Below are 12,258 nucleotides of genomic sequence, written 5' to 3' on the forward strand. Positions count from 1 at the left end.
TTAATTTTAGCATCTTAATAAATCATCTTTTGAACCAGAGGACATTCTGTGCTTAATGAAGGTATGCCATGTTTAGAGCTGATGTTTTGCCATCTGATAAAAGAAGCCTTGCTGACGCATGAGCTCCTCATAATTTCCTGATTCAATGCAGCGGCCATTTCGGATGACGTGAATGATATCGGCATTGACGATGGTGCTGAAACGGTGCGCAATGACGATGCGGGTCAGATTCATTGCTTCTAGGGTCTCATTGATTTGTTTCTGGACCTTATTATCCAGAGCGCTGGTTGCTTCATCGAGAAGCAGGATTTTAGGATTGGCACTAATAGCGCGAGCCAGGTTAATACGCTGCACCTCGCCGCCGGAAAAGGTTTGGATGCCATCATTGATTAAGGTATCCATGCCCATTGGCAAATCCTGAATCAGTTCTTCAAGCCCTGTTGCCCGGGCAATATCCCAGGCTTCACGACGAGTCAGCGAATCGTTATTACCGGCAAAGTTTTCAAAAATAGTACCCGGAATTAGACGGGTAACCTGCATGACCACACCCATCTGTGAACGTAAGTTTCGCAGATGTATATTTTTCAGATCGATTCCGCTGAATTTGATCTCACCGGATTCAATTTTTTCCAGACCAAGCAACAAGCGAAACAGAGTCGATTTTCCTGAGCCGGAAGGGCCGACAATCGCTGTAAAAGAGCCTGGCTGTACTTCCAGATTAAAATCGACAAATATTGGCTCCTCATGGTCGGGATAACGGAACACAACATCTTTCAAAACAATGTGCCCGTCCAAATCAACTGGCGATTTGTTTTCCTCCTTTTCAGTTTCAGTCGCAAAAATAGGTTTGGCCATCTTGAACAAAGGGATAATTTCAAGACTTTCACTGACCACATTGCTTAAAGAAACAAAGGCTGAGAAAAATTGTACGAATGCGGCGTTAAATACAATAAACTGCCCGAAACTGATGCCGGCATTTTGCCATATAACCAGACTATAGATGGTTAATGTGCTCATTCCGGTGAGAAAAATATTAAAAACATCAAGCCGGTTCTGGTATATATGGGTTTTATTTTCCTCTCGCATTTTATCGCTGTAACACTTGTTCCAGCTGGCAAAAGCCGCATCCTCCTTGTGCGCAATGCGAAGCTTGATAATCGCATTGATAATACTAAGCAAAATACCGCTCAGAGTGGATTCCGCTTCAATCACTTTTCGTTCCTGGCGCAAAATAATCCGGTTGAAGATTAAGCTGCTAATGGTTATAACCAGCACGATGGAAACAGCCGCCAGTGACAGCATGGAGTTGATATAAAACATTAAAAAGAAATTGACCAGTGACATCAGACCATCCAGCATGCTGCGCAAAATGTTTGCGCTTAAAATTTCCTGGACTTCATTAATAATTCCCGACCTAAAGCTTAGCTCGCCTGCGGTGTATTGATTAAAGAAGCTAAGCGGCAACCGTAAAAGCCTGTCCATAATGGCCACTTGCAGCCGGTGCTTGGATTTAATCTGCAGGCGAATAATCGATTCAACCTGTAAGAGATATAATAATTGGGTGATAACATTGGTCAGAAGCAGTAAAACAAGTGCTTGCCCTAAAAGCGAAAGATTGGCGAAAGGAATAATGTCATCGAAAATAACTCCGGTCATAATAGGAACCACGAGAAGCGATAGGCTGATTAAAATCTGATAAATAATAACCTTGGCCTGATCTTTCTTTAACACCTTGAAGGTGAACTTCAGAATATCTTTCAGCGGTACGCTTTCCTGGGGCAGGGTTGGATAGAATATATAGGCGTCGGTCTTAACGTCCTGCTGATTTGATGGCGTTATCCTGAATTGTTTCCCTGTCTGGCAATCGATCAGCTGATACCCGGTTCCCTGCGGGATTAATGCGCAGAGTTTCTTTTTGTAAAACACGGCCATTGGCCCAAGATCATTATGCCACCAGTGGCGCTTTAAGCGGATTTTTCTTATACGCAGGCTATTGGCTGTTGCCACTGAGTTCAGATAATCCACCGGATCGGGATGTTCAATCGACTGGAGAACCGGCTTGTGGATTTCCATGCCCAAATGTCTGGTGATCAGAGAGCAAACCGCGAAATAGCTTTCCAATGTATTATCACTATGGAACGGAGTTTCTTTTTCGTTATAAATATCTTCCAGTAAATGCAAACTGGAAAGAGGCAGATCCTCGTCCTGATTCATTACATCTCCTGGTTGATTAGTTCCTGATACAAGCCAGCCTGTCCGACTAACTCCTCATGGGTTCCGGTTTGAGTCAATTGCCCCTGGTCCAGCACATAAATTCGATCACAATCGCGAATGGCACTCAGACGGTGAGCAATAATGAGTAAACTGGTATTCATTGCCCATAAATTGTCATAAATCTGTCGTTCAAGAACAGTATCCATCGCCGAAGTCGCTTCATCGAGAATCAACAAGGGAGCCTGTCTGAGAATGGCCCTTGCAATTTCCAGACGCTGGCGCTGGCCGCCGCTAAAGTTATTTCCCGACTCATTAATAAGAATGTCCAGCCCGCCTCGCGCTCGGATAATTTCATCCATTTCAACTGCTTTCAATGCCTCATATAGTTGTTCATCTTTAAGCGACTTATCCCAAAAACTTAAATTGTCACGCAAAGTGCCGGGAAGGAATAATATGTTCTGATCAACCTGGGCCAGCAGTTTGCTGATTGACAATCGGCTTAATTCAGTAATAGGACAGCCGTTTAGGTGGATGCTGCCTTCAGTAGGCTGGTACACTCCTGTAATCAATTTAGCCAGCGTCGATTTACCACTCCCGCTTTGACCGACCACCGCAACGCGCTCTCCTTGTCTAAGCTCCAGAGACACGTCGTATAGAACAGGGGGATCAAGCGGAGAAAAGCTGAAACCCAGATTTGTAACCTGCAGAATTCGTTTGTCCTCAGGAATGGGAGGGGCTACCTGACGAGTTTGGCCACTGTCAAAATGCGCGTCCGAGGGGGTATTCACGACATCATCCAGTCTGACAATGTCTCCTTTAATCTGGTTGAGCTGATGGTAAAAGCCTATCAAACTATTCAGCGGTTGCAGAAAACTGCTGAGCAGCGCCTGAATCGCTACTACTGAGCCAATGGTAATAACACCTGACATCACCAGATAAGCGCCATAGCAAATAATCACCATATTCGCCCAGAAACCAAGCAGGCTGGGAATAAGGCCAAGCAATGCGCCTATCCAGTGCAGACGCTGCTCGGTGGTCAGGTATTCGGTATAGTGCGCAAGCCAACGGTTAAAAAAATGGGATTCCAGCGCCGCGACTTTCAGGGTTTCGATAATTTGAAAGCCATTTGCCTCTATACCATCCAGTTTTCCTTTATTTTGCGCATAACGTCGACCATAATCGAGTAAAAAACGTCTGCCCAACAACATTGAAAACAGGTTTAAAGAAGTCAGAAGAAATAGTGCGATACCGATTTGCCAGCTTAATAAGAATATAACCAGACCAAAGGCTAACATCTCAAAAATCCCTACCACTTGTGCCGGCAAATTTTTTGACAGCAATAAGGCAAGCTCCTCATTAAGCGAGTTCCGGTTCGCGATATCACCCGATGCCCGCTGCTGAAAATAACGAATGGGTAAGTGTAGAAGATGCCAAAGAAATTGGATTGAATTGACAATATTGAGTTTGAATTGCAAGCGTCTTAATGCTTTGAATTGCAGTATACTAAACAGAACTTCAGCAATCGTGGTAAAAGCCAGCCCCAGTAGAACGACAGGAATTAACGAGCGTTGATTATCGATAAGCAGATGGTCAATAAAGGCTTTTGTAAAAATTGGGGTGGCAATCTGGGGAATTATTAAGGCCACAGTAGTTAATATGATAAACAGCATAGGCCAGTAATTATTGCCGATTCTGTCAAACAATAAAGACAGGGTCGAGCGTTCTGGAGTGCCTCCCTTTTCAAATCCCTCTCCAGGAGTAATTTCCAGCACTACGCCCGTATAACTTTTACCAAACTCCTCCCAGCTTATTTTGCGTGGACCTGTTGCCGGATCGTTTAGAAAAACTGTTTTTGCATTAAAGCCTTCTACTACCAGAAAGTGATTGAATTCCCAATAGGCAATAAAGGGGACTTTAACATTTTCAAACTCATCGATGTCGACATTGGCGCCAAAAGCATCCATTCCATAATGTCTGGCTGCTTTCACAATATTGATTGCCTTTGTACCATCACGGGAAATATTACAGGCTACCCTTGCCTCTTCTGCAGAAATATATTTCCCGTAGTAAGCCAGAATAATAGACAAGGAGGTTGCTCCACATTCAGTGGATTCCATTTGCAGAATGGTTGGCGTATTGACGCGCTCTTGTTGTAATTTTTCTTTTGCCATAGGGTATGCTTTTTAGTCCACAAAATGCACAAATAATTCAATTGGTTTCTTCGCTTCGACGTTAATCATCCCTTCAACCACTGTTCCCTGGGTCAGATTAATGTCAGGGCCTTTCGAGCTGGTCCATTGGTAACCGCTATGGGTAGCATTATTTTTATCGAGTAAAATTTTTACAGCAATCAGCGGAGTGGAGTTATTAAAGAAGCGAACCAGATCCTGGCTTCTCAGAATAGTCATCATATTTTCAGCAGTTACAGGCAGCAGAGAAATGGTTTCGACCCGTCCCTGGATGGTTCCATATTCCAGTTTATTCACCGTGCTTGGAGCAATTTGTGCCGTCATGCCAATTTTAAGAAGTTTGCCTTTGGTAGCTGGTATGAAGATCAAGGCGTATAAATTGCTTTCAGCGGGCGCAATAGTCAGCAAGGGTTCGCCGGGCCTGGTCAGATCGCCTTCCTTCACCTTGATTTCAGCAACCACACCATCGGTGGGGCTAATAATATTCTGCGTGAGTTCCCAGCGTTTCTCAGCCAGATTATAATCATACTCCGCTTTCTGAACGGTCATGTCCATTTCGAGTTGTCGTTCTCTCCATTTGTCCTTGAGATCAATCAGGTTAGCTTTCATGGAAATCAAATCCGCCTCGTGAGAGCGCACTTCCTGTAGCAGACGATAATACTCAATACGGGTTTCGGTGACATTGGGTAAATCAAGAATTCCTTTCTTATAGGCCGTTTCTTTCAGGCCCATCATGGTTTCCAACTGCTTGATTTTCTGCTGCGCTGCAGCCAGGCTGGAGTTTATTTTTTCAATTTGCTGTTTTTGACTGGTTTCGAGATTAACCAGAATGGTCTTGGCGCGCTCGGTCAGATCAGCTTGCTGCTTCTTAAGCTGGATTAAATAGTTTTTCTGCAATTGCAGTTGCATGCCTAGCTCGCTATCCATTCTTACCAGCAGCATATTTTTATGTACGCGCTGACCAGGCTGTACATAGATTTGCTGAACAACACCTCCTTGTTCTGAGGATTGTACCGATACAATTGGATTGTTAAGGCTCAGAAGCATTCCATTGCCTTGCACGCGCAGATAAATATTTCCATAAAATAACCAGTAAATGAAACCCAGCAATAACAAGGTCAGAATTAACAGGATGAGCCAATTGCGTGTAGAGACCACCTGCAGCGCGTCATCAAGCAGCACTGGCCGGTTGACATGCTCCAAGGCACTTTGTCGGAAAACAATAGGCTTTTTTTCCATATCAAGTATTCATAGTGGTTAATTGATTTTGGACATCCCGCAAACGCCTGGCAATAACAGGTAATAACTGCAAGGCAATTTCAGGATAAGCCTGAATCTGGGCTTTAAAATCCCAGGCAGAGATTGCTAAAGTTTTAGTAAGTTCCAGAGCAATGGCGCTGGCGGAGCGAGGCAAGCCATCAATTATTGCCAGTTCACCGAGAATTTCTCCTGCCCCCAGTTTGGCAATAAACAGTTTATCGGGCAGATTCATTTCCCGAAACACCTCTACCTGACCGGATACAATGATGAAGCAATATTGGGCTGTTTCCCCTTCGCGAACCAGATAATCCCCTTTCAGATAGGTTTTTTCCTGGGCCAAGTCAGCAATTCGCCATAAAATGCGCTTGTTCAGGGCTGAAAACAGCGATGAGGACTCTAATAGTTTCACTAAATCCATCGTCTTATCCTGTAAGATAACTTATTGATGTCATTAATTTTAGTTTAGGTCACTAGTGACAGAAAATACTAGTCTGTTTGAAAAAAACACCTGGCAAAGCTTTCTTGCCCTCCTTATATATCTTTCTGTGTGAGGGATACGGCATAAAAATTGCTAGAATAATTAAAAAAATTGTTACTTCAACGTCATCCTGAACGTAGTGAAGGATCTCCTGAATCTGGCTCAGTTCCAAGCAGTTTGAGATCCTTCGCTACGCTCAGGATGACGTACCTGGGGAGTTACAAAAACAGGAACTAAACAAATGAAAAAATGGATGGTGATTTCTGTGCTATGGCTAGTCTGCCATCCGCTGATGGCGAAAACCAGCCCCGTGCCCCTTGCAACCCCTCTGGAAGCCAGCCAGTTTCAATCATTACCGGATAGCCGGCACATTGAGGCATTTCTTCAGCAGTTAAGTGAGCATTCTCCTCACATGAGGCTGCTTCATCTTGGGCTTTCAGCAGGAGGGCGGCCCATTTCTGCCTTGCTGGTTTCCAATTCAAAAGCCTTTTTAGAAAACGGGCAGCATGAGGCTAATAAGCTGACTGTGTTACTACTCGGGTCGCAGCATGGAACCGAGCCCTCAGGCTGCGAAGCCCTGCAGAAGCTGGCTCTGGAGTTAGCTGTTAATAAGCAGCAGCAAGGCCTGCTGGACGATATCAATTTTATGATTATTGTCAACGCGAATCCGGATGGTCGTGATACTAACTCCCGTTTTAATGCCATAAACGGCAACCTGAATGTCGATTTTACCCGACTGGCCTATGCTGAAACTCAAATTTTTATCAATGTTCTTAAAGATTATCAGATTGATGCTTTACTTGATTTGCATGAGTCGTCCACCAAAAAGAAAATCCTTACTCTGAAAGAAGGTTATTATGTCAATGCAGAAGCACAGTACGAAATAGGAAATAATCCCAATATTAACGAGAAGTTACGACAGTTCAGCCATGAGGTACTATTGCCGCAATTACTGAAAACCAGTGAAGAATACGGTTTGCGCAGTGAGCATTATCGCGGCGAAATTTTGCAGCTTAACCAGCCGGTTAGCCATGGTGGGCTGAGAGTGAGTAACATGCGAAATTACAGCGCACTGCAGGGGGTTTTTTCGGTGCTGGTTGAAAACCGCCTGGACTCTAAGGATGGGCATTATGCAACCCCAGGCAATATTGAGGTCAGGCGAAACAAGCAGTACATCAGTGTGCTGAGCTTCATAAAGGTAATTGAAAAAAATAAACAGGCCTTGCAGGCGATTATTCAGCAAGCGCGCAATGAATGGAAACAATATCCCTTACACTATAAAAGTTATCTGGCTTACCACTATAATCTGAACATGCAGCAGCCCAGAACAGCCGTTTCTTTGCGCCGAGCCGATAATCTCCAGACTGTTGACCGTGAATTTGCCAATTTTGATTATATAGAAATTGATGAAACCATTTTGATGCCTGACGCTTATTTAATAAAAGGCGGTGAAACTCGCGTACTGGATTTATTGAATAAACACCATATTCAGGTGGAAAAAATCAATGCCGCTCAAGAGGTGATTGCTATTAATCCGGCAGTGCATTCTGTTTCAATCCACTATTCACCCATCCAGGATTTTTTTACAACAGTTAAAATTGACGTCGATTACGATCCACAGCCGTTAAGCCTTACCCCGGGTGATTATCTGGTGAATGTTCGCCAGCCTAAAGGAAAGCTTATCCCTCTATTACTCGATCTGCGTTCGATAGACAGTGTGTATCAAAATCTTAAATTCAATCCCGACCTTGCCCGTATAAAAAAAGGGGGGATTATTCCGGTAAAATTAAAGCAATCCATCCCCTGATTGTCCGGAAACTGCAAAGCGCTTTTTATCCTGCAGGCGCAATGCAGTTAATTGACCGCCCCATAGACAGCCTGTGTCAATGGCATGCAAACGCGGTACCGGGCAATAGCCTCCGAGGGCCGCCCAATGGCCAAAGACCAGATCCGCATCAATGGAAATACGCTTGGGAACGCCGAACCAGGGCAGTAGATTGGCCGGTGCCTCAGCAATCGTTCCCTTATAATTTAATATCAGACGCCCATCCTTATCACAGAAGCGCATTCGCGTAAAATAATTGGTAATCGCACGCAACCTCTCCACGCCATTCAAATCATCGCGCCATAAACTGGGTTCATTGCCATACATGGCCGCAAAATAATGCGCATAGTCAGCTGAATGAAGGACCAGTTCCAGTTCTGATGCAAGCCGGATAGCGGTTTCAAGATCCCACATTGGGGCTATACCTGCATGGCAAATGACCACATCTAAGTCTGGATCGTGAACGAGAATCGATTGATTGCGCAGCCAATGCCCCAATTCTTCGCAGTCAGGAGCCTCGAGGATTTCATAAAGAGTATCATCGGCATTTACTTTTGCATTCTGGCCAAATATTTTAACAAGAAGATGAAGATCATGATTACCCAGGGTAATAACCGGCTTCAAAGGAAGCTGTCTGATAAATCGAAGCACCTTAAGTGATTCCGGTCCACGATTGACTAAATCGCCGACAAACCATAGCCGGTCACTGCGATCATTAAAATCAAGGCTGTCCAGCAATCTCATTAATGGCTCATAGCAGCCTTGAATATCCCCAATCGCATAATCGGGCATGGTGGAGAGTCCTTATACAATAATTTATCCAGGCAGTAAGCTGTGCTGATTCCCTATGGATGGCAACCGCGGGTTCTTCCACTCTCCCGCCGCATCAACATGTGCTAGCGGCGGAGGAGAAGCCTGCTGCGTTTGTTGGGTGAAGATATTGTTATAAGGGGCGTTATGAATCAACTCAAGCGAGCTCACTCTGCCTTCTTTGCCGGTGGTGAGATGGCTCACAGTGGCTTCAGCAGGCATGCAGACTGAGCCGTAATCCTCAGCGACCACGCCACTATACATTTGCTGAGTTTTGCTATGTTCAAACCGAAACGTAGAGCCGTCAGGCCCATTTCGGTGCAGTCCCAATGAAAGAAAGGCATTTTGAATCGCTTGCCAGTTTTTATACTCAGGATGTTCGCGAACAAACCATTTGAAAATATCCGGACACATAAGCAGGCCGCCGGGTACCATTAACAGCGGCGGCTTATTAATCATAATCAGGCCGCTATCCAGACTTTTCTGTAACCATTGTAAAAACTCAATGCCGATTTGCTGCTCGATATCACTGACAGAGTCAGGAGCCCCGCCGCCGAAAGTGCTCACCCGGCCATAGCGGCCCCTGTTGCCATAGTGACGCGCTGCCTGCTGATTAAAATAACGTTGTAAGGCAATAGCATTGGCGCGGATTAATATCGCGCCGAGCGTACCAGCAGAATAAGCGTCTTCATTCAGCAAGGCCAGCCAAACCTCAAGTACTTCCTGTTTTGAGGCAATCCAGGCAAACCCGCTGGCCGGCATCAATAGACGCGCCATCAGCAGATTAAGACGTTTGCGAAACTCGATATTGCTTTCTTTCTGGAAAGTATAGGAATAATGGCTGCCGACTAAAATCAGGTTTTCCAGCAAGGGATTCCATTGTTTAAGGTATTGTCCGCTATTGTCAAATAACTCTACGGTCAAATCAATTTGTAATTTGCCAATCCCTTGCAGTAAAGCCGCAGAAAGCAGAGCGTATTGCCATAGTTTCTGCTCCTCTGAATAACTGCTATTTTCTTCAAGAATCATGTATTGCTTGAACAAATTCAGTGCGGCTTCAGTACGGTTCAAGGCATGATCGATTAAGCCGCCCGGTTGGGAATAATAACTATTGGAGGTTTCAGGCAAAAGCTGTGTGTGATTTACCAGATTATGGATGATTGTCAGGCCGATACTATCGAAGCGCGCCGATTCCAGAGCACAGTTTTCGCTAATGTGCTGAACTAACTGATTACGTTTATCTTCGGCAAGGATTTGTTCAACTGTTACTATTTTAGTTAAATCCTTTAAAGGCCGGGCTTGGGACATACGTCCTCTTCCATAACGATGAAACAAGACAACCTCCATAATCTACGAGTCTTTGAGCAGTTGATCCGTGGTGTAAACCAATTGCTCCTAATTAATTTTATATCATTTCCAGATGCTTACTGATGTCAATATATTCTCTGATTGAAATCTGCTCTGGTCTTCTCGAGGGGTCTATCCCCAGGTTACTTATCTCATTAGCTGACAGCAGGGGTTTTAAGTTATTGGCCAGTGTTTTGCGGCGCATGGAAAAAGCCTGTGCAACGAGATTTTGAAAGCGAATGATGTCAACTTTGGGATAGGGAGAGCTTGTATACGGTTTAAGACGTACGATGGCCGAATCTACCTTGGGTTTTGGAAAAAAAGCTTCTGGCGGCACTTCAAATAAGAAGTCAGCCTGACAATAGTATTGAGTAATAATGCTCAAACGCCCGTAATCCTTTGAACCCGGGGAGGCAACAAGCCGTTCAACCACTTCTTTTTGCAGCATGAAATGCATATCCTCGATGGAAGACACAAAGCCAAATAAGTGAATGAGCAGCGGGGTTGAAATATTATAAGGCAAATTGCCCACAACTCGCAGGCCAGTACCCAATTGATTATAGCTGACAGTCAGAGCATCGGCATTAATAAGCTGCAGTTGTTCCGGATTGTAGGTTTCATTAAGTAATGCGCAAAGATCGCGATCGATTTCGACAGCGGTCAGTTTGGGCAGGATTTTCAACAAAGCCTGTGTCATTGCGCCCATACCTGGGCCAATTTCCACTACAGTATCAGTGGAACTTAAATGAATGGCAGCAATAATTTGTGCAATAATAGATTGATTTTGCAAAAAATTCTGACCAAAACGTTTACGAGGACGATGACTCACTTTCTTTCACCTGAAAATCCAGTCTGCTAGTAGTTGCACTCGTATTCAGAATTAGGAATATCAAAGAGATAAAATTGGATGCGAGAATTGTTATCTGCTACAAACTCTGGGTTAAGTGCGTATTAGTGATGAGCTTGCTCACCTAAAAATTATCGCTCCCAATTATACAGTACTTTGAGTAAACTACCAAATGTTTCCTTGCGGCTAGTTTGCAGCAAACCACAATACCCAGGGATTAATAGCCGAGCGCCCCATGGCAATGCCCGCCAGAATCGCCAGAACTGCATATCGGTCAGCAAAGTAAAGCCAGTGTTGTTTCACAGCAATAAAGGGAGAGCGGCCTGACACCCATCGGGATACGGCAATGCTGACCGGAAAATAAAGTAGTATTAGCAATTCATTAAAGATTCTCGCTTCCATGAAATGCCCGACCAATAAAAGTCCGATAAAGTAAATCAGGGCCACATAGCGGATTGGCCGGTATTGCGGGGGAATGTAATCATGAAAACCAAACCAGAACAAGGGCAGTCCGCAAAGACAGTAAATGAAAAACAAGAGATTATTATCTTCCAGAAGCCAGAGCAGATTGGCTTCAAAATGGGTATGACTGGTATCACGAAAATAAAATTCACTGTAAGTGCCTGGCAGCTTGTAAGTCAGCAATACAACCAGCAGTCGGGCGCAAAGATAAGTGGTTAAAGCCAGTCCGAATACAACCCGAACTTTTTTTAACTGTTGCCAGTGCAGTGCCGGTATTAAGAGAACCAGAAGGATGCTGCTTTCGCGATTAAAAGTGGCGATGAAAATCAAGGGAATCAACCAGCGCCACTGTTCTTTTATACAGAATAAAAAGCCCAGCGTCATGAAAAATAAGGAAGCGCTGTCGGCGGGATAAAAAAATGAGGCTTCGCCGTCGATGGTAAAGCGGTAATTTATAATGGACATCAACGGAAGCAGCAGTAGAAAAAGCCAGCTTAACAGCCGGGCTTCATCAATCGAAAATTCGGTTCTCAGCAAATGAAAAAGCGCCATAAAAAAAGAGCTGACAAATATAAGCTCCAGCAGAAAGAAGAGCTGATCGGTACCGATGGGTAAAATATAACTGAGTCCACAGGCGAGCGCGGGTACCAGCATTCTCTGACCAAAAGGGAGTCTGGCCGTAAAATTGATCATTTCATCAAGGGTCGCCCCGTCATAGACACCGGTTAATTTGACATGCATAAAGGCGTAACCGAAGATAAGGGCAATGCTGATGAAACGTAATTTATAGCGGAAAAGATCCCTGTTCATAATGCCAATAATTCAA

Annotated in this window: 9 protein-coding genes; 1 reads left to right on the plus strand and 8 read right to left on the minus strand. The window is 44.4% G+C overall.

The window, feature by feature from the left end; translation table 11 throughout:
• Window positions 1-72: 72 nt before the first annotated feature.
• The 4 genes from LXA66_RS00550 to LXA66_RS00565 are packed head-to-tail and all read right to left on the minus strand — an operon-like array spanning window position 73 to window position 6,081.
• On the minus strand, window positions 73-2,214 hold the full coding sequence (locus LXA66_RS00550) for an ATP-binding cassette domain-containing protein (RefSeq protein WP_233011484.1): 2,142 nt from the start codon (window positions 2,212-2,214) through the stop codon (window positions 73-75).
• Complete coding sequence (locus LXA66_RS00555) at window positions 2,214-4,385, minus strand: cysteine peptidase family C39 domain-containing protein (RefSeq protein ID WP_233011485.1); 2,172 nt, start codon at window positions 4,383-4,385, stop codon at window positions 2,214-2,216. Before LXA66_RS00555 ends, LXA66_RS00550 begins: the two co-directional genes overlap by 1 nt.
• Before the next feature lie 12 nt (window positions 4,386-4,397).
• Complete coding sequence (locus tag LXA66_RS00560) at window positions 4,398-5,642, minus strand: NHLP bacteriocin system secretion protein (protein WP_233011486.1); 1,245 nt, start codon at window positions 5,640-5,642, stop codon at window positions 4,398-4,400.
• 1 nt (window position 5,643) lies between these two features.
• On the minus strand, window positions 5,644-6,081 hold the full coding sequence (locus tag LXA66_RS00565; protein ID WP_233011487.1) for a cyclic nucleotide-binding domain-containing protein: 438 nt from the start codon (window positions 6,079-6,081) through the stop codon (window positions 5,644-5,646).
• Window positions 6,082-6,382: 301 nt separating this feature from the next.
• Between LXA66_RS00565 and LXA66_RS00570 the strand changes: the two genes are divergently transcribed.
• Complete coding sequence (locus tag LXA66_RS00570) at window positions 6,383-7,948, plus strand: M14 family zinc carboxypeptidase (RefSeq protein WP_233011488.1); 1,566 nt, start codon at window positions 6,383-6,385, stop codon at window positions 7,946-7,948.
• Here LXA66_RS00570 and LXA66_RS00575 read toward each other — a convergent pair.
• From LXA66_RS00575 to LXA66_RS00590, 4 genes are all read right to left on the minus strand, one after another.
• Entirely contained in the window at window positions 7,928-8,758 is an 831-nt protein-coding gene (locus tag LXA66_RS00575) for a symmetrical bis(5'-nucleosyl)-tetraphosphatase (protein WP_233011489.1), read from the minus strand. The two genes, LXA66_RS00570 and LXA66_RS00575, sit on opposite strands and share 21 nt — an antisense overlap.
• Before the next feature lie 24 nt (window positions 8,759-8,782).
• Window positions 8,783-10,111 carry a TraI domain-containing protein gene (locus tag LXA66_RS00580; RefSeq protein WP_233011490.1) on the minus strand — a complete coding sequence of 443 codons (1,329 nt, stop codon included), beginning with the start codon at window positions 10,109-10,111 and terminating at the stop codon, window positions 8,783-8,785.
• 70 nt (window positions 10,112-10,181) lie between these two features.
• Window positions 10,182-10,952, minus strand: coding sequence for a 16S rRNA (adenine(1518)-N(6)/adenine(1519)-N(6))-dimethyltransferase RsmA (rsmA, locus tag LXA66_RS00585; protein WP_233011491.1), 771 nt, complete (start codon window positions 10,950-10,952; stop codon window positions 10,182-10,184).
• Between the two features lie 204 nt (window positions 10,953-11,156).
• On the minus strand, window positions 11,157-12,242 hold the full coding sequence (locus LXA66_RS00590) for a hypothetical protein (protein ID WP_233011492.1): 1,086 nt from the start codon (window positions 12,240-12,242) through the stop codon (window positions 11,157-11,159).
• Window positions 12,243-12,258 lie beyond the last annotated feature (16 nt).

This window comes from Legionella sp. 16cNR16C (assembly GCF_021297775.1).
In the GTDB taxonomy this organism is placed as follows: Bacteria; Pseudomonadota; Gammaproteobacteria; order Legionellales; family Legionellaceae; genus Legionella_C; species Legionella_C quinlivanii_A.

Excerpts from the sequence above, each read along its gene's own strand:
- LXA66_RS00550 (WP_233011484.1), bottom strand. The coding sequence starts at position 2,214 with ATGAATCAGGACGAGGATCTGCCTCTTTCCAGTTTGCATTTACTGGAA.
- LXA66_RS00555 (WP_233011485.1), bottom strand. The coding sequence starts at position 4,385 with ATGGCAAAAGAAAAATTACAACAAGAGCGCGTCAATACGCCAACCATT.
- LXA66_RS00560 (WP_233011486.1), bottom strand. The coding sequence starts at position 5,642 with ATGGAAAAAAAGCCTATTGTTTTCCGACAAAGTGCCTTGGAGCATGTC.
- LXA66_RS00565 (WP_233011487.1), bottom strand. The coding sequence starts at position 6,081 with ATGGATTTAGTGAAACTATTAGAGTCCTCATCGCTGTTTTCAGCCCTG.
- LXA66_RS00570 (WP_233011488.1), top strand. The coding sequence starts at position 6,383 with ATGAAAAAATGGATGGTGATTTCTGTGCTATGGCTAGTCTGCCATCCG.
- LXA66_RS00575 (WP_233011489.1), bottom strand. The coding sequence starts at position 8,758 with ATGCCCGATTATGCGATTGGGGATATTCAAGGCTGCTATGAGCCATTA.
- LXA66_RS00590 (WP_233011492.1), bottom strand. The coding sequence starts at position 12,242 with ATGAACAGGGATCTTTTCCGCTATAAATTACGTTTCATCAGCATTGCC.